This is a genomic window from Paracoccus sp. MKU1, assembly GCF_001447385.1.
GTDB lineage: Bacteria > Pseudomonadota > Alphaproteobacteria > Rhodobacterales > Rhodobacteraceae > Paracoccus.
The window spans coordinates 64061-89941 of the sequence record NZ_LLWQ01000221.1 but is presented as its reverse complement, the minus strand read 5'-3'; the positions used below and the strand labels follow the sequence as shown (position 1 = coordinate 89941).

The following is a 25881-nucleotide window of genomic DNA, read 5'->3' as shown; positions in this document are numbered from 1 at the left end:
CGGCGCCGCCGGCGCAGGTTGCGCGGGCGGCAGGAGTATTTGGAAAACGGTGAATGGCAGAGGGCGGCGCCTCGACCGCCCTTTCGCCTATTCGGCGGCGGCGGCTTGCGCGGCCTCGAGTTCGGCGGCGCGTTTCTCGACCAGTTCGACGATGTGATCGACCATCTGGTCGTTGGTCATCTTGTGGTCCTGCCTGCCCGCCAGATAGACCATGCCGGAGCCCGCACCGCCGCCGGTGAAGCCGATATCGGTCATCAGCGCCTCGCCCGGGCCGTTCACCACGCAGCCGATGATCGACAGGCTCATCGGGGTCTTGATGTGTTCGAGGCGCTTTTCCAGGATCTCGACCGTCCGGATCACGTCGAAGCCTTGCCGCGCGCAGCTGGGGCAAGAGATGATCTGCACGCCGCGGGTGCGCAGGCCCAGCGATTTCAGGATCTCGAAGCCGACCTTGACCTCCTCGACCGGATCGGCGGACAGGCTGACGCGGATCGTGTCGCCGATGCCCATCCACAAGAGGTTGCCGAGGCCGATGGCGGATTTCACCGTGCCGGACATCAGCCCGCCCGCCTCGGTGATGCCCAGGTGGATCGGCGCGTCGGTCGCCTCGGCCAGTTGCTGATAGGCGGCGGCGGCGAGGAAAACGTCGCTGGCCTTCACGCTGATCTTGAATTCGTGGAAGTCGTTGTCCTGCAGGATCCTGATGTGGTCGAGGCCGGATTCCACCATCGCATCCGGGCAGGGCTCGCCGTATTTCTCCAGCAGGTGCCGTTCCAGGCTGCCGGCATTCACGCCGATGCGGATCGAGCAGCCGTGGTCGCGGGCGGCCTTAATGACCTCGCGCACCCGGGCGGCGTCGCCGATATTGCCGGGGTTGATGCGCAGGCAGGCGGCGCCGGCCTCGGCGGCCTCGATGGCGCGCTTGTAGTGGAAATGGATGTCGGCCACGATCGGCACCGGGCTTTCGCGGCAGATCTCGCGCAGCGCCCGGGTCGAGTCCTGGTCGGGCGTCGAGACGCGGACGATATCGGCGCCGACATCGGCGGCAGCGATGATCTGGTCCAGGGTCGCGCGCACGTCGGATGTGTCCGTGTTGGTCATGGTCTGCACGCTGATCGGCGCGTCCCCCCCCACCGGCACATTGCCGACCATGATCCGGCGCGACTTGCGCCGGTCGATATTGCGCCAGGGGCGGATCGGATTATGCGACATGGCTAGGGCCTTTTCCTGCGCCAGAGACGGATTCACCCGCCAGAGATAGGCCGATGCGGCCGGACGAGCAAGTCGTCCGGTCCCCGCCGCAGGCCCGATGCCGCATCCGTGACCTGCGGGCCGATCACTCCTGCACGGGCGCCTGCTCAGGTTGGCCGGCCGAGGCCAGCGCGACCATTTCGGCCAGTTGCGGATCCTTGCTCAGATCGGCGAAGGCGAATTTCGCGGTCAGCGCATTGGGCGAAAGCTCGACATTCTTGACCACCTTGGCGCCGGGCGCCGCCGGGCCATAGGTCCGGCCGTTCACCGCGAAATAGATCGCGCCGGAATTGCCCGCGCGCAGCACCGGCGGCGCCTCGAGCTTCGGCAGGGCGAAACGCTCGCCCGCATCCATGGTCTTTTCCAGAAGCACCGTGCCGTCGGCCGAGGTGACACGCACCCAGGCCGGGCGGGCAGCCAGGATCTCGACCTCGGGCGCATCGGGCGCGACGGTGCGCACGGCGGCCTGTTCGGCCGGCATCTGCGGCCCATAGCCCCGGTCCTGCACGGCAGCGGTGCGGGTCGCGGGCTCAGCGCCTTCGGGCTGCATGGCCGGCGCGCTCAGCCCCGGATCGATGGCGGCAATGGGACCGTCGCGGGCCACCAGCACCGGCACCTCCAACGTCTGCGGGCGATAGGTCCGGTCCAACCCTTCGGGGCGCGGCAGGTTGACCTGGGCCGATTCCACGGTCTCGGGCTCGGCCGCCTCCTGCACCGGGTCCAGCGCGGCGATCACGCCGGGCGCCTGCTCGCCGGGGGTCAGGTTGACCTTCTGCACCTCTTGCAGCACGGTCCAGCCGCCATAGCCCAGACCGCAGGCCAGCACCACCATGACCAGCAGGGAACCGATGGCGCGCGGCTCGATGGAACTCCACATGCTTTCCTGCTTCGGCAGGAAGATCGGATGCGGATTGGCCAGCGCCTCGGCCGGATCCGAGGGCCGGCGCTGCGGCTTGGGTCCGGCGGCAGCCGGCGCCAAGCCATGCGTCGGCTGGAAGCCCGATTCCTGGCAGAAGCGCCGGAAGGTCCATTCGGCATCCATGCCGAGATAGCGGGCATAGGAACGCACATAGCCGGCAATGAAGCTGGGCGTATCGAAGGCGGAAATGTCGCAATTCTCGATAGCGGCGACATAGGAGGCACGGATGCGCAATTCGCGCTGGACATCCAGCAGCGACTTGCCCAGCGTGGCCCGTTCGCCTCGCATCAAGTCACCGAGACGAATATCAGGATCGTCGAAGCCGGGCGGCAAAGCCGCCGGTTCCTCATGGCCATGCGACGGGGGATTCCCCCTTAGCCCGATCATTGCGCCTGCCCCATTCTTTGCTGCTCGTCTTCCCCGAATCGGAAGACTCTCACAACTTGATTAAAGCAAGGTTATCACGGGCGCGAGAGGTCTTCACCCCGAAACCGCTTCAGGCAGCCGAAGTTGAACGGTTCAGTTTGCACTGCGACCACAGGTTGTCCATGGCCTTCACGAGGTGGTCGATCTGCTTGGGGTCATGCACCGGCGAAGGCGTGAAGCGCAGCCGCTCGGTGCCGCGCGGCACGGTGGGGAAGTTGATCGGCTGCACATAGATGCCGAAATCGGCCAGCAGCAGATCCGACAGCGCCTTGCAGTGCACCGGGTTGCCGACATGCACCGGCACGATATGGCTGCCATGGTCCATGATCGGCATGCCGAGGCCACGCAGCCGCATCTTCAGGATGCGGGCATTCAACTGCTGGCGGTCGCGCAGCAACTGCCCCTCGGCCGTCTTCAGGAAGGCGATCGAAGCCGCGGCGCCCGCCGCCACGGCCGGCGGCAGCGAGGTGGTGAAGATGAAGCCCGGCGCATAGGAGCGGATCGCATCCACCATCTTGGCCGAGGCGGCGATATAGCCGCCGAAAACGCCGAAGGCCTTGCCCAGCGTGCCGTTGAAGATGTCGATGCGATGCGCAAGCCCGTCACGCTCGGCCACGCCGCCGCCGCGCGGACCATACATGCCGACGGCATGCACCTCGTCCAGATAGGTCAGGGCGTTAAATTCATCGGCCAGATCGCAGATCGCGGCGATGGGACCGAAATCGCCGTCCATGGAATAGATCGACTCGAAGGCGATCAGCTTCGGCGCCTCGGGATCGTCGGCCTCCAGCAACTCGCGCAGATGCGCCACGTCATTGTGGCGGAAGATGCGCTTGGCGCCGTCGAAACGCTTGATTCCCTCGATCATCGAGGCGTGGTTCAGCGCGTCCGAATAGATGATGAGGCCGGGGAACAGCTTGCGCAGGGTCGAGAGCGTCGCGTCATTGGCGGTATAGGCGCTGGAAAAGACCAGCGCGGCCTCTTTCTGGTGCAGGTCGGCCAGTTCCGCCTCGAGCCGCTTGTGATAGATCGTGGTGCCCGAGATGTTGCGCGTGCCGCCGGAACCCGCCCCGGTGGCATCCAGCGCCTCGTGCATCGCCGCCAGCACCACCGGATGCTGGCCCATGCCCAGGTAATCGTTGCCGCACCAAACCGTGATCTCGGTCTCGGTCCCGTCAGGCCGGGTCCAGACCGCCAGCGGATAGGCCCCCTTGCGGCGCTCGATGTCGATGAAGGTGCGATAGCGACCTTCCTCGTGCAGCTTGCCGATGGCCTGATCGAGGGCGGCTGAGTAGTCCATGACAGATCCCTTGCCTTGCTTGAACTTGCTTGCTTGGGGGATCATGCTCCGATCCCGCGGGTCATACATTGATAAGTGTCAAAGCGGGGAAAATACAGCGCAAAAATGTCGCACCACGACCAAGATGGCAGGCATTTCTCTGAGAAAATCAATCAAGAAAGACGAAGAATGACGGACAATTCCAGAATCGGCGAAATACTTTCAACCCTGGACGAGGAACTGCCGCGCGCGCTGGACAGGCTCATGGAGTTTCTGCGCATTCCCTCGATCTCTACCGATCCGGCCTATAAGGGCGAGGTGCGGCGGGCGGCGGAATGGCTCTGCGCCGAGCTGACCGCCCTGGGCTTCGACGCCGCGCTGCGCGACACGCCCGGCCATCCCATGGTCGTCGCCCATTCGCCCAAGGGCGTGCGGCGGCCGCTGCTGTTCTATGGCCATTATGACGTGCAGCCGGTCGATCCGCTTGAGCTGTGGGAGCGGCCGCCCTTCGAGCCGCAGATCGAGGACACGCCCCAGGGCAAGGTCATCCGCGGCCGTGGCGCCTCGGACGACAAGGGCCAGCTCATGACCTTCGTCGAGGCCTTCCGTGCCTGGAAGGCGGTGCATGGCAGCCTGCCCTCGGACCTGGTGCTGCTGTTCGAGGGCGAGGAGGAATCCGGGTCGCCCAGCCTGCGCCCCTTCCTGCGCGAGCATGCCGAGGAGCTGCGCGCCGGCATCGCCATGATCTGCGACACCGGGCTCTATGCCGATGGCCGCCCGGCCATCACCACCCAGTTGCGCGGGCTCTATGGTGACGAGATCGTGGTCCGCGCCGCCGACCGCGACCTGCATTCCGGCAGCTTCGGCGGGCTGGCGGCGAACCCGATCCAGATCCTGGTCAACGCGCTCTCGACGATCAAGGATGCCAGCGGCCGTGTCACCCTGCCCGGCTTCTACGACGGCGTCGAGGAGCTTTCGGACGAGCTGCGCGCCGATTGGGCCGCGCTCGGCTTCGATCCGGGTGAGTTCCTGTCGCGCGTCGGGCTGAAGCACCCCGTCGGCGAACAGGGCCGCACCGGGCTGGAGATGATCTGGAACCGCCCCACCTTCGAGATCAACGGCATCACCGGCGGCTATACCGGCGAGGGTTTCAAGACGGTTCTGCCCGCCGAAGCCCGAGCCAAGGTCAGCTTCCGCCTGACCGGCGCGCAGGATCCCGAACGCATCCGCGACTCCTTCCGCGCCCATGTCCGCGCCCATGTGCCAGCGGATTGCAGCGTCGAGTTCCACGGCCACGGTGCGAGCCCGGCCAGCCGCATGGATATTTCGGACCCGGCCTTCACCGCGGCCAAGGCGGCGCTGACGCAGGAATGGGGCCGCGAGGCCGCCTATATCGGCGCCGGCGGCTCGATCCCCATCGCCGGGGATTTCAAGGAGATCCTGGGCATGGATTCCATGCTGATCGGCTTTGCCCGCGACGACGACCGCATTCATTCGCCGAACGAGAAATACGACCTCGGCAGCTTCGCCAAGGGGGCGCGAAGCTGGGCGCGGATCCTGGCGGCCCTGGGCTGAAGGCCGCCAGGGGGCGGCCCCGCCGGGTCGCCCCTGCCCGCCGGCAAGAGGCGAAAGCACCCTGCCGTGTGGTCTCGGGCAGGCAAAGGGACCTGGGACGGATATTTGCCTTGCGCCCGTGACCCAGATCAATTCCCGGAAGGAAGCGCCGTGATAGCGCAGCGGCGGCATTGGGAAGGTTTGCACGCGATGACCATGACTGCATTCGCCTCGGCGGTTCTGGCCCTGCTGCTGGCGCCGGGGCCGACGAACACGCTGATGGGGCTCGCCGGGGCGCGGCGGGGCTTGGGCAGCGTCCTGCGCCTGCTGCCTGCGGAACTGGCAGGCTACCTGACCACCGTCCTGCCGCTGGCCTTTCTGGGTGCAGGGGTGATCGAGCGGTCGCCTGCCCTTGCCATCGCGCTGAAGCTTGCGGCGGCGGTCTGGATCATGGTCCTGGCCACGACGCTATGGCGGTCGCAGGACGGCGAGGGGACGGACAAGGCGGTCGGGGCCCAGCGGATCTATGTAACAACCGTGCTGAATCCCAAGGCGCTGATCTTTGGTCTCGTCCTGCTGCCGGCCCCGGACGACCCGGCTTTCGCGCCGCGGCTGGGGATGTTCTGCCTGATGGTGATGGGCGCCGCACTGGCCTGGGGCTGCGCAGGCTGCTTGACGCAGGCCGGAAATGGTGGCGGCAGGCGGTTGCAAGGGGTCCAGCGGCTGGCCTCGATCTGGCTCGCCTTCGTTTCGATCTCGCTGGTTTTCGGCGTCATGCGCGCCTGATGAGACCGCAAGCCGCCCGGAGCGGTTCCCGGCGGCTCTCGAACCTTCTGCATATTCGTCGCGCTGCGGTTTTCTGGCGCCCATCGTGCCGTGACAAATGAGAAAGGGCGCCCGCAGGCGCCCCGATCATCCCGGCCGGCCGTCGTTCAGGCGGCGCGGGCGGTCAGCACGGTCTCGACTTTCTTCTGGGCGCCGGCCTCGTCCATGCCGCTGACGGCGGCGACTTCGCGGGTCAGGCGGTCCAGGGCGGCCTCATAAAGCTGACGCTCGGAATAGGACTGCTCGCGCTGGTCGTCGTTGCGATGCAGGTCGCGCACCACCTCGGCAATCGACATCAGGTCGCCCGAGTTGATCTTTTGCTCATATTCCTGGGCGCGGCGCGACCACATCGCCCGCTTGACCCGGGCCTTGCCCTTCAGGGTGTCCAGCGCCCGCTCGACCAGATCCGGGGTCGAAAGGCCACGCATGCCGATCTCGGTGGCGCGCGCGGTCGGCACGCGCAGGGTCATCTTGTCCTTCTCGAACGAGATCACGAACATCTCGAGGCGCAGCCCGGCAACCTCCTGTTCTTCGATCGAAACGATGCGGCCCACGCCATGGGTGGGATAGACGACAAAGTCATCGGGGCGGAATTCGGTCTTCTTGGCTTTCGACATTGGGCTTCCTTCGCAGTTGCACCGCCGCGCGGCACAAAAACCCCCAAGGCGGGACGATCCCCCCTTACGGGCCAACATTGTTGTTCTTGCACTTCTGATCGGGCAGTCGATCAGCACAGGCAGCAGCGCCGCTCGGGCCACAAAAGCAGCCCGACCGGCGCGAGATGGTTGCACCATAGCACAAAAACCGCGCCGGTTCAAAGGTTCGCTGCAAAGCGGCACCGGCCCTGTCCGATGAGAGAAAATCTTTGAAAATCAGCACCCGATACCCGATCCACCAGCAGAGCCGATGCATGGCCCGGTGCGAATCAACTGCGCCCCCGCCACAGCTGCGGTTTACCGATTCCCGGATTTTCCCGCCAGCGGCAAGGCAGACAAAAGCGGCATATGATGCGCAATCAGCACAACCGCTAGCCTTGCGAACGAAATTCCGGCCGGAACGGGACCGTCGGTCTCAATCCCCCTCGCCGGGCGCTTCCGAGAAATATTTCTCCAGCTTGCCGGGCGTGCCGTCCATCTCCTCATAGCCGGGCATCGGGTCCTTCTTGCGGGTGATCACCGGCCAGGTCTCGGCATATTTGCGATTGAACTCGACCCATTTCTCCATGTCGGGTTCGGTATCGGGCCGAATCGCATCGGCCGGGCATTCCGGTTCGCAGACGCCGCAATCGATGCATTCGTCGGGATGGATGACCAGCGTGTTCTCGCCTTCATAGAAACAGTCCACGGGGCACACCTCGACGCAATCGGTGTATTTGCACATGATGCAGTTTTCGGTGACGACATAGGTCATGGCGCGATATTCCTGTTTCCTGATCGGCTAGTTACGCTCGCTGCGGCCATCAATCAAGGCCGCCACGGGCGAAAAGACGCGGATATGGCCCGGGCAGAGCCGGGATGGGATGGCGTTCTGTCGCAGCGGCGCCGGCCGGAACCCGGTTCTTTGCCAAAGGCGCCTAAAGTTCCTCGTAAAGCATCGCGGCTTCGCTGGCCGGACCGCGGCGCTCGCCCAAAAGCAGAACCCGCAGCACCCGCACCCGGCCATGGGCCGAGACGGTGACGGTATCGCCGTTCCGCACCGCCTGCGCCGGCTTGCTGCAAGGCTGCCCGTTCACCCGGATGCCCCCGGCGCCGATCGCATCGGCAGCCAGGGTCCGGGTCTTGAACAGCCGCGCGTGATGCAGCCAGCGGTCGAGCCGGATCGCGCCTGGCTCCTCTCGGCTCACGACTTGTTCTTGAGCGCGGCGAGAATGGCGAAGGGGCTGTCCGGGTCGGCCTGTTTCTCGGCACGCGGCGGGCGGGCCTCGAAGCTCTTGGGACCGTCATGGCGCGGCTTGCCCTTGGGCTTGCCCTTCGGGCCACGCTCGGGCCGGTCGCCCCGCTCGCCGCGATGCTCGTCGCGGCGCTTGCCCTCGAAGGGCTTGCCTTCGCGCCGGCCCTCCTGCCCCGCCTTCTCCGATCCCGCCTCGCGCTCGCGGCGCGGGCCGCGCTCGCCCTGGGAACGCGGCTGTCCCTGGCCTTGGCCCTGGCGCTCGCTGCGCTCGGGCCGGCGATGGCCGCCCCGCGGGCGCGGCGCCCAGGTGAAGGTATAGAACATCTCCATCTCGGCCGACGGCGATTCTTCGGCGGTCTCGCCTTCGGCTTCCGCCTCGGCGGCCTTGCGGGCAGCCTGCTCGGCCTCCCACTTGGCGCGGGTCTCGGCGGCGAGCACGCTTTCCTCCTCGGTCAGCGGATGCTCGTGATCGGCTTCCTCCGGCACCGGCTCGGCAACGGGCGCGGCCTCGGCGCGGGTCTTGGGCCGCTCGCCCTTCTCGGCGCGATAGCCCAGCCCCTGCATCAGCCCGGCGAACTGCTCCAGCGTCATGCCGGTGATCGACAGCATGTCGGGCGTCGCCTCGAAGCCGCCGCGGCTGTCCTGGCTGCGTAGCATGTCGGCCAGCCGCTCCAGCATGTCGATGCGGATCGCCCGCTCGCCCGCCGGGTGATAGCCCGACAGCGTATAATAGCCTTTGGGCACGTCGGGCAGGTTGGGGATCGTCACCAGCCCGGGGGGCGGGCTTTCGGGAAATTCCGACAGCCCCTGGTCCAGCCCCCAGAGCACCAGCCGCAGCCGGGTCGGCGCCGGTTTCAAGAGTGCCGGCTGGAAGATGGTGAACTGGCCGAAGCGCACGCCATGCTTGCGCAACAGGCCGCGCGCGTCCTGGTCCAGTTCCTTGACCTCGGTGGCCACACCCTCGCGCGGCAGCACGCCGAAGGATTCGAGCAGGCGGAAGGCGAAGCCGCGGGCCAGGCCCGTCAGCGTCTCGTCGTTCTTCAGCGCCAGCAGCGGCTCGAACAGGGTCGCGATCTTGCGGTCGATGAAATGCTGGAGCCGGCGGCGCACCTTCTCGGCGATCTCGGGCCCGGCCTCCTCATCGACGAAGGGCTCGACGCCGGGCTTCAGCGCCTCGGCGCCCTTGACCAGCTTGCCCACCGCCGAGCTGCCCCACATCAGGCCGCCCTGTTCGGTGAAGTCCAGCTCGGTATCCGGCGCGTTATAGAAGCGGTCGGCGCGCAGATGGAATTCGGGGCGCAGCGCCTCATAGGCGGCGCGTTGCAACATGCGCGCCTCGTCCCCGGTTGCGCTCGGATCGGCGTGGAAGCGGAAGCCCTCCAGACGGCCGGCGAACTCGCCCTCGACCGTCACTTCGCCCTTGTCATTCACCTCGGCCAAAAGGCTCTCCTTCTGTTTGAGCCGGCGCAGCAGCACGGAAGTGCGCCGGTCCACGAATCTTTGCGTCAGCGCCGCGTGCAACGCGTCCGACAACCGATCTTCTACCGCGCGCGTCTCCGCACGCCAATGGCTTTCGTCCGAAACCCAGCCGGATCGTTGGGCAACATAGGTCCAGGTCCTTATATATGCCAATCGTTTCGACAATGTGTCGATATCGCCTTGCGTTTTATCAATTCTGGCGATTTGTCCCTTCAGCCAGTCGCCGGGCACCTCGCCCTCGCGCAGAAAGCCGAAAATCCGCGCCAGCAGCGTCGCATGCTCGACCCCGGAGATGGCGCGGAAATCGGGAATGCGGCACACGTCCCATAAAAGCCGCACATCGCGAGGATGCGACACCCTGTCGTGGATCTCGGGCATGGCGGAAAGCGCCTTGAGCGCGCGGATATCGTCCGCCTCGCGCCCGCGGGCCAGCCATTCCGATTGCGGCTGGGTCTCCAGGCTTTTCAGCAGCCGCTCGACCGTGCCGAATTCCAGCGCCGCGTTGCGCCACATCAGCCGGCTGATGGGCTGGAAGCGGTGGTTCTCGATGGCCTCGATCAGCCCCTCGTCCAAGGGGGCCGCGTCGCCGGTGACGCCGAAGGTGCCCGGCTCGGTATGCCGCCCGGCCCGGCCGGCGATCTGGCCCAGCTCATGCGGGAACAGCGGGCGATAGCGGCGGCCGTCGAATTTCTCGGTGGCGGAAAAGGCGATGTGGCGGATGTCGAGGTTCAGCCCCATGCCGATGGCATCGGTCGCGACCAGGTAATCGACCTCGCCTGCCTGATACATGGCGACCTGCGCGTTCCGCGTGCGCGGGCTCAGCGCCCCCATGACCACGGCGCAGCCGCCCTTCTGGCGGCGGATCAGCTCGGCCGTGGCATAGACCTCCTCAACCGAGAAGCAGACGATGGCCGAGCGCGGCGGCATGCGGCTGATCTTCTTCGAACCCGCCCAGGACAGGGTCGAGAACCGCTCGCGCCGCATGAACTGCGCCTGCGGCACCAGCGCGGCGATGGCCGGGCGCATGGTGTCGCTGCCCAGCAGCAGCGTTTCGTGCAGGCCCCGCATGTTCAGCAGCCGGTCGGTGAAGACGTGGCCGCGCTCGGGATCGGCGCAAAGCTGGATCTCGTCGATGGCGACGAAATCGGCGCCGACCTCGGGCATGGCCTCGGTGGTGGCGACCCAGTATTGCACCCGCTCGGGCACGATCCGCTCCTCGCCCGTCACCAGCGCCACCACCGAGGGGCCGCGCGCCTTGACGATGCGGTCATAGACCTCGCGCGCCAGAAGCCGCAGCGGCAGGCCGATGACCCCGGTGCGATGCGCCAGCATCCGGTCGATGGCGTAATGCGTCTTGCCGGTATTGGTCGGGCCGAGGACGGCCGTGACCCGGGATCTGTCGTTCATCAGGCGTCCGTGCCCTGCAATTTCTGTTCGAGGCGCCGGACGGCATCCTGCGCATCCTGCTGGTGGGGGTGGACCTTCAGGCTCTGGCGAAACGCCTCCAGCGCGTTCCGGTCGTCGCCAAGCTCCTCCAGGATCGAGCCGAGCTGGGTCAGGGCGCCGAAATGGCGCGGCTCCAGCCGCAGCACCTCGCCCAGATCGGCGATGGCCGGGCCGAAATCGCCGTCCAGATAGAAGGCGACCGAACGCAGATACCAGCCGGCCGCGAAATCCGGCGCGTGATCGGTCAGCGCCGTCAGGTGGCCGATGGCGGTGACGGTGTCGCCCGCATCCAGCGCCGCCTCGCCGCGCTTGTAGAGCAGATCCATCGCCGCCGAACCGGACCGCGACCAGATGCGCAGGATGTCGGTCTCGGCCCGGGCCCAGGTCTCGCCTTCGGGTTCGGCCAGTTCGGCGAACAGCAGGTCCAGGTCCTCGCGCTCGCGCAGCCGCGCCTCGGCGGTCGGCTCGGACGGGGCGGCGGGTTCGGAGAGCGGGGTTTCCGGCGCCGGATCATCCTCATTTTCCGGAAAATTTTCTTGCGGCGCCTCGTCCTGAACGGGTATCGCTTGGGGAAACGGCGCCTTCGCCAGGGGCGCGGCCTGCCCCGCCTGGCCGCTGCCGAAGCCCGCCAACCCCAGCAGGAGCGCTGCCGCAACGGCATGATGGAAAAGAGGGACTGGCAAACGCATATACACCATGTAACTTTCCCCATCGTCTAATTCCAGACACGAGAACAGGAGATCGAGAATGAGCAAAGTGGTCGAGGCCGCCGTGGCCGCACTGGATGAAAAGGCCAAAGGCTTCGACGGCACCGCCAAATTCGTCATCGAGGGCGAGGGCGCGGTCTATATCGACGCCGACGGCGCCCGCGCCGCCGATGACGAGGCCGAGGTGACCCTGACCGCCAGCCGCGAGACTTTCGAGGGCCTGCTCAGCGGCGACGTGAACCCGACCACCGCCTTCATGACCGGCAAGCTGCGGGTCGATGGCTCGATGGGCATGGCGATGAAGCTGGGGGCGCTGCTCTCGTAAGCGATGAAGCCCGCGCCCTTCAACACGCTGCCCGGAGATCCCCTGCCCATGGCCCGCGCCTTCTGGCTGCGCGCCGAGGACGGGGTGCGGCTGAGGGTGGCGCATTGGGCGGCGGGCGGCGGTTCGGGGACGGTGCTGCTGTTCCCGGGCCGCACCGAATACCTGGAGAAATACGGCGAGGTCGCGGCGGACCTGAATGCCGCGGGGCTGGACGTGCTGGCGCTGGACTGGCGCGGACAGGGCATGTCCGACCGGTTGCAGGACAACACCCGGCCCGGCCATATCGGCGATTTCGCCGATTACCAGCGCGACGTGGTCGAACTGGTGGTGACGGCGCAGGAACTGGACCTGCCCCGGCCCTGGCATCTCTTGGCGCATTCCATGGGCGGCACCATCGGCCTCGCGGCGCTCGAGGCCGGGCTGCCGGTGCAAAGCGTGGTCTTCTCGGCGCCGATGTGGGGCATCAACCTGCGCCGCGTGCCCGAGGCCGCCGCGATGGCCATCGCCCGGCTCGGCATCTGGCTGGGCCGGGGCGGGCATCCCGCCCCCGGCTCGGGGGGTGAGGAAAGCTTCGTGCTTCTGGACCCGTTCCACGACAATCTGCTGACCGGCGACGGCCGGCGCTGGGGGCGGCTGGTGGCCGAGGCCGCGACCTGGCCCGACATCTCGGTCGGCGGCGCCAGCAACGACTGGCTACGGGCGGCGCTGCTGGAATGCCGGCGCCTCGCCACCATGCCCTCGCCGGCGCTGCCGGCACTGATCGCGCTCGGCGACCGCGAGTGGATCGTTTCGCCCCGCGCCATCCGCAACCGCGTCGCCGCCTGGCCCGGCGCCACGCTGCTGGACTTGCCCGACTGCCGGCATGAGCCGATGATGGAGCGCGACCCGGTCCGCAGCCGCTTCCTCGAGGCTGCCATCGCCCATTTCGCAGCTGCCGCGGCAGACTGAACCGATCCGATGCCTTGCAGCCCGGCGGTTCAGAGGTCACATGTGGACCATACGAAAGGACCGATCATGACGATTTCTGCCAGCCGCCCCCTGGACCGCATCCTCCCCCGCATGCTGCCGCGTGACGAGAACGCCCTGCCCGTCGCAGCCGAGGCCCCCGATCTGGGCACGCTGCCGGAATGGGATCTGAGCGATCTTTACCCCTCCCCCGATTCGCTCGAACTGACCCGCGACCTCGAAGCGGTGGAACAGGCATGCTGCGAATTCGCCCGCGACTACGACGGCAAGCTGGCCGCGCTGGATGCCGGCAAAATGCTGGACTGCATCGAACGCTATCAGCAGATCGACATCCTGGCCGGGCGGATCATGTCCTATGCCGGGCTGCGCTATTATCAGAACACCACCGATTCGGCCCGCGCCAAGCAGATGGGCGACCTTCAGGATCGCATCACCACGGCGACGACCAAGCTCGTGTTCTTCAGCCTGGAGTTCAACCGCATCCCGGATGCGCGCTACGAGGAAATCTTCGCCGCGCCGAACGGCCCCGCCCGCTACAAGCCGGTTTTCGACCGCATGCGCGCCATGCGCCCCTATCAGCTGTCGAACGAGCTGGAACGTTTCCTGCATGACAATTCCGTCGTCGGCGCCGCCGCCTGGAACCGGCTCTTCGACGAGACCACCGCCGGCATGACCTTCGACGTGGACGGCGAGGAACTGGGGCTGGAGGCCACGCTGAACCTGCTGACCGACCACGACCGCGGCCGGCGCGAGGCCGGCGCCCGCGCCCTGAGCGCGGTGTTCGGCAGGAACGTCAAGCTTTTCGCCCGCATCCACAACACGCTGGCCAAGGAAAAGGCCATCGAGGACAAGTGGCGCAAGATGCCGACGCCGCAAACCGCCCGGCACCTGTCCAACCATGTCGAACCCGAGGTGGTCGAGGCGCTGCGCAATGCCGTCACCGCCGCCTATCCGCGGTTGTCGCATCGCTATTATCGGCTCAAGGCGCGCTGGCTCGGCCTCGACAAGCTCCAGGTCTGGGACCGCAATGCGCCGCTGCCGACCGAGAGCCCGCGGCTGATCCGCTGGGCCGAGGCGCAGGCGACGGTGCTGGACGCCTATGCCGGCTTCTCGCCGAAGCTGGCGGATCTGGCGCAGCCCTTCTTCGAGCGCGGCTGGATCGACGCGGCGGTCAAGCCCGGCAAGGCGCCAGGCGCCTTTGCCCATCCGACCGTCACCACCGTCCACCCCTACGTGCTGCTGAACTATCTGGGCAAACCGCGCGACGTGATGACGCTGGCGCATGAGCTGGGCCACGGCGTCCACCAGAGCCTGGCGGCGGCACAGGGCGAGCTGCTGGCCGCGACGCCGCTGACGCTGGCCGAGACCGCAAGCGTCTTCGGCGAGATGCTGACCTTCCGCGCCCTCTTGGCCAAGACCGCCGACAAGGCGCAACGCAAGGCGCTGCTGGCCGGCAAGGTCGAGGACATGATCAACACCGTCGTGCGCCAGATCGCCTTCTACGATTTCGAGTGCAAGCTGCACGCCGCCCGCGCCAAGGGCGAGCTGACGCCGAACGACATCAACGCGCTCTGGATGTCGGTGCAGGCGGAATCGCTGGGCGATGCCTTCGAATTCATGCCGGGCTACGAGACCTTCTGGACCTACGTGCCGCATTTCGTGCATTCGCCCTTCTACGTCTATGCCTATGCCTTCGGCGACGGGCTGGTGAACGCACTTTATGCCGCCTATGAGGACGGGCTGCCCGATTTCCAGGCGAAGTATTTCGACATGCTGGCGGCAGGCGGCTCGCGGCATCACAAGGAGCTGCTGGCCCCCTTCGGCCTCGACGCCTCCGACCCGGCCTTCTGGGACAAGGGCCTGTCGATGATCGAAGGCTTCATCGACGAGCTCGAGGTGATGGAAGGCTGATCCGTCGCGACCCGGGGGCGCTTCGCCCCCCGGACCCCCCGAGGATATTTGAGCACGAAAGAAGCGGCGGAGGCCATCCTGCCGTTCTTCCGTGTCCAAATATCCCGGGGGAATCCCGAAGGGATGGGGGCAGAGCCCCCTGCTTCCCCCGGCCGCTGCCGGGGCAATTTTCCGTCGCCTGGGGCGCATGCCTGCCCTATGCTGCCGGAAAACGGGAAAGGGGACGGCATGATCCGCAGGATCCGGCGCATCATCCTTTGGCTTCTGGTGCTGACGGTTCTGGCAGCCGCCGCCGTGGCGATCTGGGGCCCAGGCTTCGTCGAGCGCCGACTGAACCCGGTGACCATGCCAGCAGAAGGCTGGCCGGTTTCGCCCCAGGCCGAGGCATTGCATCAGCGGCTGGTGATCGGCGATTGGCATTCCGACGCGCTGCTCTGGGACCGCGATCTGCTCAAGCCCGGCGATCGCGGCCATACCGACATTCCCCGGCTGGCCCAAGGCAACGTCGCGGTGCAGGTCTTCACCACCGTGACCAAAAGCCCGCGCGGCCAGAACTATGACCGGAACTCTGCCGAGGCGCCGGACAACATCACGCCGCTTTTCATCGGCCAGTTGCGCCCGTTGCCCAGCTGGTTCAGCCTCAAGGAGCGCGCGCTGGTGCAGGCGGCCGCCTTGCACCGTGCCGCCGAGCGCGCGCCCGACCAGCTCATGCTGATCCGCTCGGCCGAGGATCTCCAGACCCTGCTCGAGGCCCGGCAGAACGGCGCGCGGACAGTGGGGGCCATCCTCGGCTCGGAAGGAGCCCATCCGCTGGAGGGGCAGATCGGCAACCTCCAGGTGCTTTACGGCGCCGGCTTCCGCCTGTTGGGGCTGACGCATTTCTTCGACAACGAGCTGGGCGGCAGCCTGCATGGCGAAGGAGGCAGCGGCGCCGGGCTCAGCTCCTTCGGCCGGCAGGTGGTCGAGGAGATGATGGCCAAGCGCATGATCGTCGACCTGGCCCATGCCAGCCCGCAGATGGTGCGCGACGTGCTGGCCATCCCCGGCACACGGCCGATCCTGTCCCATACCGGTATCCACGGCCATTGCCCCAGCCCGCGCAATCTGGACGACGCCCTGCTGAAGGCCATCGCCGACAAGGGCGGGCTGATCGGCATCGGCTATTGGGCCGATGTGGTCTGCGGCAAGACCCCGGCCGACATCGCCCGCAGCATCCAGGCCGCCATCGCATTGCTGGGCGAGGATCACGTCTCGCTCGGCTCGGATTACGACGGCTCGGTCGATGCGCCCTTCGATGCGTCCCAACTGGCCGCGCTGACCCAGGCGCTCATGGATGCAGGGCTGAGCGACCAGCAGATCGCCAAGGTCATGGGCGGCAACATGATGCGCTATCTTGCCCAGATGCTCTGAACCCGCCTAAGCTCGCACCGGAACAGGAGAGAGCCCATGCTGACCGTCTATGGCGTCACCCGCTCGCGCGCCTCGCGCATCATCTGGCTGTGCCATGAGCTGGGCCTGCCCTTCAAGCAGGTGCCGGTGATCCAGGCCTATCGCCTGCCCGATCCCGACGCAGCGGACGCCCCCCTGAACACCCACTCGCCCAGCTTCCTGAAGCTCTCGCCTGCCGGGGCCATTCCGGTGATCCAGGACGGCGATCTGGTGCTCTCGGAATCGCTGGCCTGCACGCTGCATCTGGCGCGCAAACACGGCCAGCCCTTCGGCCCCGCCGATGCCATCGAGGACGCGCTGATGCTGCAATGGAGCTTCTATGCCGCCACCGCCATCGAGCATGACGCGCTGACCATCCTGTTCAATCATGGCACGGGACAAGCCCAGCCGGGCGCTGCCCAAGCGGCGATCGCCAATGCGGCCGAACGGCTGGCCCGGCCGCTGCGCGTGCTGGAGGATCACATCGCCCGCCACGGCCATCTGGTCGGGGGCCGCTTTACCGTGGCCGACCTGAACCTGGCCGAGATCCTGCGCTATGCCCAGGGCTATGGCGAGTTGATGGGGCAATTCCCGGCGGTCATGGCCTGGCTTGACGATTGCCAGGCCCGTCCCGCCTTCCGCAAGATGTGGCAAGAACGGCTGGCCGAACCGGAATGACCGGCTCTGCCAACCGGCGACAGCCGGCTGCGGCATCGCTTGGGGTTCGGCCCTTCGGGTCTGCCCTGATCCAGGCAGGCTCATGCGTCGACGGTTGCCGGTGGCGGATCAAAGAGCAGATACCATGGAACGCCAAGACCGTCGCTTTCCACGCCCTGTTCTTTGCCGGCCCGGATGGCCATTGCCCCGCTCGGTAGGCAGCGCGATCAGAAGTCTGCGCCTGACGGTTCGCAGCCGGGACAAGACTGGCCGGAGCGCCCGGGACCTTGCGATACCCGCCAGCGTCCATATTCGGCATCTTTCTGGCTGACGCGAAGGCGCGGCCTCCCCCGCTGCTTCGACAGCGTACTGGCGAGCATGAGGATGCCGCGCATGGAACGGCCGCGCAAAACCAGCAGATGCGCAGCGCTCAGGCCGCAGAAGCAACGTCAAATTGCTTCGCAGCTTCGGTCGCCGCACCTTCTCATCGAAAACATCGTGCCGGGCTTTGCTGCCTCGCGCCGGCTGGAAACACGCTGGGCAAAAGGCCGCTCCGAATGGTCGCAGGTGATCGAACCGATCCCGGCGGCGATCGATAAGCCGGCGCTCCCTCGTCCGTGTAGCGGTGGAGGCGAAATGCCCCATGCGGCGCAGAGAGGGACAGCGTCCGGTCTCGAAGGCGGATCGCCTCCGACCAGGCTGAAGAGCTTTGCTGGCTTCTGCGGCAGGCTGGGGAAGAAGGGCGGGGCGGCCGATCGCTCTGCCCTCCCCGCCTCTGTCCCGGCGAACTCGCTACCCCACGCCTTGGTCAGAGACACTGCACTTGGAACCGGACGACTTTCCACATGTCTCGACCCAGCGGCGACTCGATAACTTCGCAGATATGGCACGGCGCGCGGGCAGGCGATTTGATCCTGATCAAGGAATCCCGAGTTCTGTCATGAAATCGACGCGAATCCGTCATTGCGGCCTTCCCACCCCTTGCGGTCTGCGGCAGCCGATCCACTTTCCCTTGCCCCCGGCCCATGGGACATGAGATAACCCCGCCCCAGAAGAACAAGACGAGCAGGTGCCATGGCCGACGATCTCTTCCCCGCCGCGGATAAGGCTTCCGACAGCTATTCGGCGTCCTCGATCGAGGTGCTCGAAGGGCTGGAGCCGGTGCGCAAGCGTCCCGGCATGTATATCGGCGGCACCGACGAACGCGCGCTGCATCACCTGGTCGCCGAGATCCTCGACAACTCGATGGACGAGGCGGTCGCCGGCCATGCCAGCCGCATCGAGGTCGAATTGCTGGCCGATTTCAGCGTGGTGATCCGCGACAACGGTCGCGGTATCCCCATCGATCCGCATCCGAAATTCCCCGGAAAATCGGCGCTGGAGGTGATCCTCTGCACGCTGCATGCCGGCGGCAAGTTCTCGGGCGACGCCTATCAGACCTCGGGCGGGTTACACGGCGTCGGCGCCTCGGTGGTCAATGCGCTTTCGGACAGCATGGTGGTGCAGGTCGCCCGCAACCGCGAACTTTACGAGCAGCGCTTCTCGCGCGGCCTGCCGCTGGGCCCGGTCGAAAAGGTCGGCGCCGCCCCGAACCGGCGCGGCACCACCGTCACCTTCCACGCCGACGAGCAGATCTTCGGCCATCACCGCTTCAAGCCGGCGCGGCTGCTGCGCATGGTCAAGTCCAAGGCCTATCTGTTCTCGGGCGTCGAGATCCGCTGGAAATCCGAGATCGACGACGGCGAGACGCCGTTGGAGGCGACCTTCCACTTTCCCGGCGGGCTTGCCGACTACCTGGGCGAGGTGCTGGGCAAGGCCTCGACCTATGCCGAACGGCCGTTTGCCGGCAGCGTCGATTTCAAGGAAAAGTTCAACACCCCAGGCAAGGTCGATTGGGCGATCAACTGGACGCCGTCGCGTGACGGCTTCATCCAGTCCTATTGCAACACCGTGCCCACGCCCGAGGGCGGCACGCACGAGGCCGGCTTCTGGTCCGCCATCCTGCGCGGCATCCGCGCCTATGGCGAGCGGGTCAGCAACAAGAAGGCGGCGCAGATCACCCGCGACGACCTGCTGGCCGGCGGCTGCGCGCTGGTCTCCTGCTTCATCCGCGAGCCGGAATTCGTCGGCCAGACCAAGGACCGCCTTGCCACCACCGAGGCGCAGCGGCTGGTCGAGGGCGCGGTGCGCGACCATTTCGACAACTGGCTGGCAGCGGATACGAAATCGGCCGGCGCCATCCTGGATTTCCTGGTGCTGCGGGCCGAGGAACGGCTGCGCCGCCGCCAGGAAAAGGAAACCGCCCGCAAGTCGGCCACGAAAAAGCTGCGCCTGCCCGGCAAGCTGGTCGATTGCTCGGCCACCAATCGCGAGGGCACCGAACTGTTCATCGTCGAGGGCGATTCGGCAGGCGGCAGCGCCAAGATGGCGCGAGAACGCACCACCCAGGCGCTGCTGCCGCTGCGCGGCAAGATCCTGAACGTGCTGGGCGCCGCCTCGTCCAAGCTGGGCTCGAACCAGGAGATCGCCGATCTGTGCCAGGCGCTGGGGGTCGGCATGGGCTCGCGCTTCAACATCGACGACCTGCGCTATGACAAGATCATCATCATGACCGATGCCGATGTGGACGGCGCCCATATCGCCTCGCTGCTGATGACCTTTTTCTTCACCCAGATGCGGCCGCTGATCGACAAGGGGCATCTCTATCTGGCCTGCCCGCCGCTCTACCGGCTGACGCAGGGCGCGCATCGCATCTATGTCGCCGACGACGCCGAGAAGGAGTTGTGGCTGGCCAAGGGTCTGGGCGGCAAGGGCAAGATCGACGTGCAGCGCTTCAAGGGTCTGGGCGAGATGGACGCCAAGGACCTGAAGGACACGACGATGAACCCCAGGACGCGCAAGCTGATCCGCGTCTCGATCGACGAGGAAGAAGGCGGCGAAACCGGAGACCTGGTCGAGCGGCTGATGGGCAAGAAACCCGAGCTGCGCTTCCAGTTCATCCAGGAGAACGCCCAATTCGCCGATACCGAGGAACTGGACGTGTGACCCTGGCGGCCTCGCTTGCCGTCTATGTTCTGGCGGCGCTGGCCGAGATCGCCGGCTGCTTTGCCTTCTGGGCCTGGCTGCGGCTTGGAAAATCGCCCCTCTGGCTGGTTCCGGGGATGCTGTCGCTGGCAGTTTTCGCCTGGCTCCTGACGCGGGTGGATGCAGATTTCGCCGGCCGCGCCTATGCTGCCTATGGCGGGATCTATGTCACGGCCTCGCTCGGCTGGCTGTGGCTGACAGAAGGACAGGTGCCAACGCGCTGGGATCTGCTGGGCGGTGGGCTTTGCGTGCTGGGGGCGATGGTGATCCTGACCGGCCCCCGTGCAGCATGAACTCCGCCCGAGGTCACGGCGGGCAGTTCAGCCGCAGGTGGCGGGTGTGCCCTTCGCGACGATATCCTGCCAGTCTGCGCCGAGGGTTTCGCGCGCCGAGAGAGCGTTCCTAGCCTCGGGCGAGCCTTCGGGAACCATCTTCACGACCATGCCCTGAGAATAATTCTGCTGGAAGCCCCGGAAGAAATCGCCCTGCAACCCGCTGTCGCTGTGATCGCCCAGGATCACGAACCTGTCGCCCCCCTTGCGGATCACCTCGATGGCCGCCGATTTGAACGCCACGTTCCGGGCGCCGGACGGGCCGCAGGCCGGCGCGGCATGGGTCGCAACCTTGAAGGTGTCCCTGGTCATGGGTTGGATCTGGGTCTGGGCGCAGGCCGCGAGGGTAAGCAAAAGCGCCAGCGTCGCCGGCAGGGCAAGAATCCGCATCTGAAAACCTCATCTGGATGAATCGCTGTCCGGATCATGCAGAACATCCCTCGAACATCAACAGGGATATCCTTAAAATACAAGGTCTAACAATCGGTTAATTAGAACTTCATTCCCAGCGAAAAGCTCACCCCCTCGCTGCCGATGCCGAAGCTGGCGGCACCGAAGGAGATCCCCAGCAGCGCGCCGCCAAACACCTGCGCCGGGGTGTGTTCGCCGGCATGGACCCGGCTCCAGCCGGTCAGCCCCGCCGCGCCATAGGCCAGTGCCCCGGCCTCGGGCCGGTCATCGAAGCATTTCCCCGCCAGATCCGCCGCCCCGAAGAACGCCGCCGCCGTATGGCCGGAGGGGAAGCCCTTGCCCTCGCCCGAGGGCCGGCGCGAGATCGGCTGGCCGTCGAAGAACGCCTTCATCCCCCAGACCAGCGCGGCTTGCAGCACGCCCCGCACGGCGAAATCCTCCAGCCGGTCCTGATCGGCGGCACAGACCGCCGCGGCCAGGGGCAAGCCGTATTTCATCGTCGTGCCGAATTGCTCGACCGGATCGGCCGCGGCGGGGGCCGAGAGACAGCAGAATGCCGCGCAGGCTGCCGTTGCGCGTCTCATGCGCCCAGCCGGATCACCCGGTCCATCCGCGCCGCCAGTTCCATGTTATGGGTGGCGATCAGCGCCGCGAGCCCGGTCTCGCGCACCAGCGCCATCAGCACGTCGAAGACCTTGTCCGAAGTCGCCGGATCCAGATTTCCCGTCGGCTCGTCCGCCAGCAGCAGCGAGGGCTGGTTCGCCAGCGCCCGGCAGAAGGCGGCGCGCTGCTGCTCGCCCCCCGACAATTGCGCCGGCCGGTGATCGGCACGATGCGACAGCCCCACCCGGCCCAGCAGGTCCAGCGCCCGCGCCCGCGCCGCAGCCTGGGAAACACCGTTGGCCAATTGAGGCAGGACGATGTTCTCCGCCGCCGAAAACTCCGGCAGCAGATGGTGGAATTGATAGACGAAGCCCAGTTGCTCGCGCCGCGCCTCGGTCCGTGCCCGGTCGCTCTGCCCGGCCATGTCGCGCCCGCTCAGCAGCACCCGGCCGGCATCCGCACTGTCCAGGAGGCCGGCGATATGCAGCAGCGTCGATTTCCCGGCGCCCGAGGGCGCGACCAGCGCCACCACCTCGCCCCGCGCCACCGAAAGCGACAGGTCCGACAGGACCGGCACCGGCGCTGGTCCACCGATGCCGTAAGTCTTGGAGATGCCTTCCAGAACCAGGACGTCACTCATAGCGCAGCGCCTCCACCGGGTTCATGCGCGCGGCGCGGCGCGCAGGGAAAATGGTGACGATGAAGGACAGGGCCAGCGACAGCGCCGCCGCCCGGAAGATGTCCCAGGCCCGCAGATCGGCGGTAAGCTGGTAGATGCCGCGCACCTCGGGCTGCCAGGCATTGCCGCCGGTCAGCGCGTTAAGCGCCGCCATGATGTGATCGACGTTCAGCGAGAGAGCCACGCCCAGAACCACGCCGGCAATGGTGCCGATCACCCCGGTAAAGGCGCCGCAGAGGAAGAACACCCGCAGGACCGAACCCTCGGTCAGGCCCATGGTGCGCAGGATGCCGATGTCGCGGCCCTTGTTCTTGACCAGCATGATCAGCCCCGATGTGATGTTCATCGAGGCGATCAGCACCAGGATCGACAGGATGATGAACATCACGTCATCCTCCATGTCGAGCGCCGCGAGAAAGGATCCCGAGGCGTCGCGCCAGGTCCAGACCTGCCCCCGCTCGCCTGCGGCTTGCAAGAGCGGCATGGTCCAGCCATCGACCCGCTCGGGGTCGGAGACGAAGACCCCGATCTCGTCGGCGAGCCCCTCGCGGTTGAAGAAGCTCTGCGCCTCGGCCATCGGCATGTAGACGCGCGCCTTGTCCACGTCATAGCGCCCGGCCGAGAAGATATAGACCACCTCGAAGGATTCGACCCTCGGCGTGGTGCCGAAGGGGGTCTTGGCACCCTCGGGCGCCACCAGTTGCAGCCGGTCGCCAATGCCGACGCCCAGATCGCGCGCCATGCCGATGCCGATCGCGATGCCGCTGTCGAAATCCTCGATATTGCCCGCCGCGTGCTGGGGATCGACGATGCCCGATATCGCCTTGAGCGAGTCGAGCGTGATGCCATAGACATCGCCCAAGGCCGCCGACTCGCCCTGCCGCGCCATGACCTGGGCGCGGACGGCCGGAACCGCGCGGGTCACGCCGGGGATCTGGGCAATCTTCGCGGCCAGCGCATCGTAATCCTCGATCCGGCCGGGGGTGACATAGGTCTCCTCGGTCAGTTCGTTATAGATCTGCGTGGGCGCGTAATAGACGGTGCTATGAGCGTTGGCGCCCAGGATCGTATCGACGAATTCGGCCCGGAAACCGGCGCGCACCGCCAGGGTGGCGATCAGTGCCATCACCCCCAGGGTGATGCCGATCAGACTGATCCAGGTCATCACGCTGACTCCGCCCTCGGCACGGCGCGCGCGCAGATAGCGCCAGGCGATCATGAATTCGAAACGCGAAAACGGGGCGGGGCTGGCCATCGCTCACCTGTCTGTTGGATGGCGCCTGATTGGCCTTTCGCCGTTGATAATGCAAGCCAACAAGGCCGTGACCACGGGGGCCCGTATCACGGCTTGGGATGGTCGTCCCATTCCGAGCTGAGGATCCGTTCAGCATCGCCCTTTGGATCGTCGTATTGACGGCCGCGCAGGGACCAGATGAAGGCCAGCAGGCCAAGCCCGCCAAGGCCCAGGGAAACCGGAATCAGAAGGCCGAGGATTTCCATGCTTCCTCCCTATCGCAACCGCAACGCGTTCAGCGTCACGCTGATCGAACTCAGCGACATGGCCAGCGCCGCCATCAGGGGCGTCGCGAAGCCGGCGATGGCGATGGGCACCGCGACGATGTTGTAGACCAGCGAGATGGCGAAATTCTCCTTGATCCGGGCGCGGGCGCTGCGCGCCAGCTCCAGCGCCTCGGCCACCGGCGAAAGGTCGCTGCCCATCAGCACCATGTCCGAGGCGGTGCGCGCCGCATCCAGCGCCGAGGCGGGCGAGATCGAGACATGCGCCTCGGTCAGGGCGGCGGTGTCGTTCAGCCCGTCGCCGACCATCAGCGGATGCAGCCCCTGCCGGCGCAGATCGCGCAGGGCCTCGGCCTTTTCGACCGGGGTGACACCGGCCCGCCATTCCGCGATGCCGAGCCGCTGCGCCAGATCCTGGACCACCGGCGCCGCATCGCCCGACAGCAGCATCACCCGCCGGCCCGAGGCAAGGATCCGCGCCACGCAGGCCTCGGCCCCTGGCCGCAGCCGGTCCGAAAACTCCAGCCGGATCGCCCCCCCCTGTCCCAGCGAAAGCCAGCTTGCCGACAGCGTCGCATCGCCATGCTCGGCCCCCAGCCAGTCGGCGCGGCCCAGCCGCACCTCGCGCCCCTGCCAGATCCCCGTGATGCCATAGCCCGGCACCTCGCGCAGATCGGCCAGCGGAGCGGGTTCGGTTCCGGCTTCCAGCAAGGCCTGGGCCAGCGCCTGCGACAGCGGATGGCCCGATCCCTGCGCCAAAGCCAGTGCCACGGGGCGGGCCCCGGTCGGGATCGGGTCCAGCGAGACCAGTTGCGGCACGCCCATGGTCAGGGTGCCGGTCTTGTCGAAGACCGCGGCATCGACCTCGGCCAGACGCTCCAGCGCGGTGCCGTCCTTGATCAGCATGCCGCGCCGGAACAGCCGGCCCGAGGCGGCCGTGACCACCGCCGGCACCGCCAGGCCCAGGGCGCAGGGGCAGGTGATGATCAGCACCGCTGCGGCCACGTTCACCGCCAGCCGCAGGTCATGCGTGGTCAGATACCAGCCGAGAAAGCTGCAAAAGGCCAGAAGATGCACCAGCGGCGAATAGAGCCGCGAGGCGCGGTCGGCGAGCCCGGTGTAATGGCCGCGCGCCGATTCCGCCGCCGCGACCAGCGCCGTCAGCCGCGCCAGCGAGCTGTCGCGCCCCGCAGCCGTCACCCGCATCACCAGCGGCCCGGTCAGGTTCACCTCACCCGCCGAAAGCGCAAGGCCGGGGCCAGCCGCGACCGGGATGCTCTCGCCGGTCAAGAGCGAGCGGTCGATCTCGCTGCTGCCCTCGGCAATCTCTCCATCGGCGGGGACGCGGGCGCCGGGGCGGATGCGGATCAGGTCGCCCGGAACCAGTTCGGCCACCGGAACCGGCTCGTCGCCCGCAGCCGTTACGCGGAAAGCCCGCGGCACCTCCAGCGCGGTCAGTTCCTCAGCGGCCGAGCGGGCGACGGCGCGGGTGCGATAGTCCAGGTAGCGCCCGATCAGCAGGAAGAAGCACAGCATCACCGCCGCGTCGAAATAGGCGTGATGGCCGGAATGCAGCGTCTCATAGACCGAAATCGCGCTGGCCAGGATCAGCGCCAGCGAGATCGGCACGTCCATCCCCAGCCGCCCGTGCCGCAGCGCCCGCCAGGCGCTGGAAAAGAAGGGCTGCCCGGCGAAGGCGACTGTCGGCAGGGCGATGGCACCGGAAATCCAGTGGAACATGTCGCGCGTCGCGTCCTCGGCCCCCGACCAGACCGCGACCGACAGGATCATGATGTTCATCATCGCGAAGCCCGACACGCCGATGCGCATCAGGATGTCGCGGCCCTGCCGGTCGGCGGCGCTGGCGGAGAGCGCGGCGGGGTCCAGCTCATGCGCCTCGTAGCCGATGCCCTCGACCACCGGGATCAGCTCCTCGGCACTCATGCCGGGCGCGTCCACGGTGACGCGGCGCAGCGTCAGGTTCACCCGCGCGTCCCTGACGCCGGGATGGCGGTTCAGCACCCGCTCGACATCGGTGATGCAGGTCGCGCAATGGATCGTCGGCAGGGACAGGACGATGTCCCCTTGCCCGCCCATGGCCCCGGCGATGCGCTGCGCCAGCGGCGCGGCGTCGCAGGCCGGGCAGGCCGAAAGCCGGGCATCGTGGTCGTGCAGCGTGGCGTCGGACATC

General features: G+C 67.1%; 23 protein-coding genes. 9 read left to right on the top strand and 14 right to left on the bottom strand.

Annotation, left to right across the window (positions count from 1 at the left end):
* Positions 1–87: 87 nt before the first annotated feature.
* The 3 genes from ispG to hemA form a co-directional block, all read right to left on the bottom strand.
* Positions 88–1212, bottom strand: a complete 1125-nt coding sequence (ispG, locus tag AQY21_RS25905; RefSeq protein ID WP_058100456.1) for a flavodoxin-dependent (E)-4-hydroxy-3-methylbut-2-enyl-diphosphate synthase — start codon at positions 1210–1212, stop codon at positions 88–90.
* 124 nt (positions 1213–1336) lie between these two features.
* Positions 1337–2557 (bottom strand): helix-turn-helix domain-containing protein, encoded by a 1221-nt coding sequence (locus AQY21_RS25900; protein WP_058100455.1) that lies wholly within the window; start codon positions 2555–2557, stop codon positions 1337–1339.
* Between the two features lie 109 nt (positions 2558–2666).
* On the bottom strand, positions 2667–3896 hold the full coding sequence (hemA, locus tag AQY21_RS25895; protein ID WP_058100454.1) for a 5-aminolevulinate synthase: 1230 nt from the start codon (positions 3894–3896) through the stop codon (positions 2667–2669).
* A 168-nt stretch (positions 3897–4064) separates the two neighbouring features.
* On the opposite strand from hemA, the gene AQY21_RS25890 reads away from it, so the two are divergent.
* Both AQY21_RS25890 and AQY21_RS25885 read left to right on the top strand, forming a co-directional pair.
* Positions 4065–5450: a dipeptidase gene (locus AQY21_RS25890; protein ID WP_058100453.1), complete on the top strand. Its 1386-nt coding sequence runs from the start codon at positions 4065–4067 to the stop codon at positions 5448–5450.
* Between the two features lie 189 nt (positions 5451–5639).
* Complete coding sequence (locus AQY21_RS25885; RefSeq protein ID WP_058100517.1) at positions 5640–6215, top strand: hypothetical protein; 576 nt, start codon at positions 5640–5642, stop codon at positions 6213–6215.
* Between the two features lie 146 nt (positions 6216–6361).
* Here the strand turns inward: AQY21_RS25885 and AQY21_RS25880 are convergent, their stop codons facing one another.
* From AQY21_RS25880 to AQY21_RS25860, 5 genes are all read right to left on the bottom strand, one after another.
* Positions 6362–6871, bottom strand: coding sequence for a CarD family transcriptional regulator (locus AQY21_RS25880; RefSeq protein ID WP_036749634.1), 510 nt, complete (start codon positions 6869–6871; stop codon positions 6362–6364).
* Positions 6872–7325: 454 nt separating this feature from the next.
* A complete protein-coding gene (gene fdxA, locus AQY21_RS25875) occupies positions 7326–7664 on the bottom strand; it encodes a ferredoxin FdxA (protein ID WP_058100452.1) in 339 nt (112 codons plus the stop codon).
* A gap of 163 nt (positions 7665–7827) precedes the next feature.
* The gene (locus AQY21_RS25870; RefSeq protein ID WP_058100451.1) at positions 7828–8097 is read right to left on the bottom strand and encodes an RNA-binding S4 domain-containing protein; all 270 of its coding nucleotides are present in this window, start codon (positions 8095–8097) and stop codon (positions 7828–7830) included.
* Positions 8094–11030: a helicase-related protein gene (locus AQY21_RS25865; protein WP_058100450.1), complete on the bottom strand. Its 2937-nt coding sequence runs from the start codon at positions 11028–11030 to the stop codon at positions 8094–8096. Before AQY21_RS25865 ends, AQY21_RS25870 begins: the two co-directional genes overlap by 4 nt.
* On the bottom strand, positions 11030–11752 hold the full coding sequence (locus AQY21_RS25860) for a tetratricopeptide repeat protein (RefSeq protein ID WP_238986909.1): 723 nt from the start codon (positions 11750–11752) through the stop codon (positions 11030–11032). The genes AQY21_RS25865 and AQY21_RS25860 overlap by 1 nt, the downstream gene beginning before the upstream one ends.
* A 64-nt stretch (positions 11753–11816) precedes the next feature.
* On the opposite strand from AQY21_RS25860, the gene AQY21_RS25855 reads away from it, so the two are divergent.
* The 7 genes from AQY21_RS25855 (at position 11817) to AQY21_RS25825 (ending at position 20440) form a co-directional block, all read left to right on the top strand.
* Positions 11817–12101 (top strand): SCP2 sterol-binding domain-containing protein, encoded by a 285-nt coding sequence (locus AQY21_RS25855; RefSeq protein WP_058100449.1) that lies wholly within the window; start codon positions 11817–11819, stop codon positions 12099–12101.
* Positions 12102–12149: 48 nt separating this feature from the next.
* On the top strand, positions 12150–13049 hold the full coding sequence (locus AQY21_RS25850; protein ID WP_238986908.1) for an alpha/beta fold hydrolase: 900 nt from the start codon (positions 12150–12152) through the stop codon (positions 13047–13049).
* A 111-nt stretch (positions 13050–13160) separates the two neighbouring features.
* Positions 13161–14978 carry a M3 family oligoendopeptidase gene (locus AQY21_RS25845; RefSeq protein WP_058100515.1) on the top strand — a complete coding sequence of 606 codons (1818 nt, stop codon included), beginning with the start codon at positions 13161–13163 and terminating at the stop codon, positions 14976–14978.
* Between the two features lie 228 nt (positions 14979–15206).
* A complete protein-coding gene (locus AQY21_RS25840; RefSeq protein ID WP_058100447.1) occupies positions 15207–16388 on the top strand; it encodes a dipeptidase in 1182 nt (393 codons plus the stop codon).
* Positions 16389–16424: 36 nt separating this feature from the next.
* Entirely contained in the window at positions 16425–17084 is a 660-nt protein-coding gene (locus AQY21_RS25835) for a glutathione S-transferase family protein (RefSeq protein WP_058100446.1), read from the top strand.
* A 1053-nt stretch (positions 17085–18137) separates the two neighbouring features.
* Positions 18138–20108, top strand: a complete 1971-nt coding sequence (parE, locus tag AQY21_RS25830) for a DNA topoisomerase IV subunit B (protein ID WP_058100445.1) — start codon at positions 18138–18140, stop codon at positions 20106–20108.
* Complete coding sequence (locus AQY21_RS25825; protein ID WP_058100444.1) at positions 20105–20440, top strand: YnfA family protein; 336 nt, start codon at positions 20105–20107, stop codon at positions 20438–20440. Before parE ends, AQY21_RS25825 begins: the two co-directional genes overlap by 4 nt.
* Before the next feature lie 27 nt (positions 20441–20467).
* Here the strand turns inward: AQY21_RS25825 and AQY21_RS25820 are convergent, their stop codons facing one another.
* The 6 genes from AQY21_RS25820 to AQY21_RS25795 all read right to left on the bottom strand — a co-directional run bounded on the left by AQY21_RS25820 (position 20468) and on the right by AQY21_RS25795 (position 25880).
* Positions 20468–20869, bottom strand: a complete 402-nt coding sequence (locus AQY21_RS25820) for a hypothetical protein (protein WP_058100443.1) — start codon at positions 20867–20869, stop codon at positions 20468–20470.
* 101 nt (positions 20870–20970) lie between these two features.
* Positions 20971–21474 carry a phosphatase PAP2 family protein gene (locus AQY21_RS25815; RefSeq protein ID WP_058100442.1) on the bottom strand — a complete coding sequence of 168 codons (504 nt, stop codon included), beginning with the start codon at positions 21472–21474 and terminating at the stop codon, positions 20971–20973.
* Entirely contained in the window at positions 21471–22133 is a 663-nt protein-coding gene (locus AQY21_RS25810; protein ID WP_058100441.1) for an ABC transporter ATP-binding protein, read from the bottom strand. Before AQY21_RS25810 ends, AQY21_RS25815 begins: the two co-directional genes overlap by 4 nt.
* Positions 22126–23427 (bottom strand): lipoprotein-releasing ABC transporter permease subunit, encoded by a 1302-nt coding sequence (locus tag AQY21_RS25805; protein WP_058100440.1) that lies wholly within the window; start codon positions 23425–23427, stop codon positions 22126–22128. The genes AQY21_RS25810 and AQY21_RS25805 overlap by 8 nt, the downstream gene beginning before the upstream one ends.
* An 86-nt stretch (positions 23428–23513) precedes the next feature.
* On the bottom strand, positions 23514–23672 hold the full coding sequence (ccoS, locus tag AQY21_RS25800; RefSeq protein WP_011748135.1) for a cbb3-type cytochrome oxidase assembly protein CcoS: 159 nt from the start codon (positions 23670–23672) through the stop codon (positions 23514–23516).
* A 9-nt stretch (positions 23673–23681) separates the two neighbouring features.
* A complete protein-coding gene (locus AQY21_RS25795) occupies positions 23682–25880 on the bottom strand; it encodes a heavy metal translocating P-type ATPase (protein WP_058100439.1) in 2199 nt (732 codons plus the stop codon).
* Between the last annotated feature and the right edge of the window lies 1 nt (position 25881).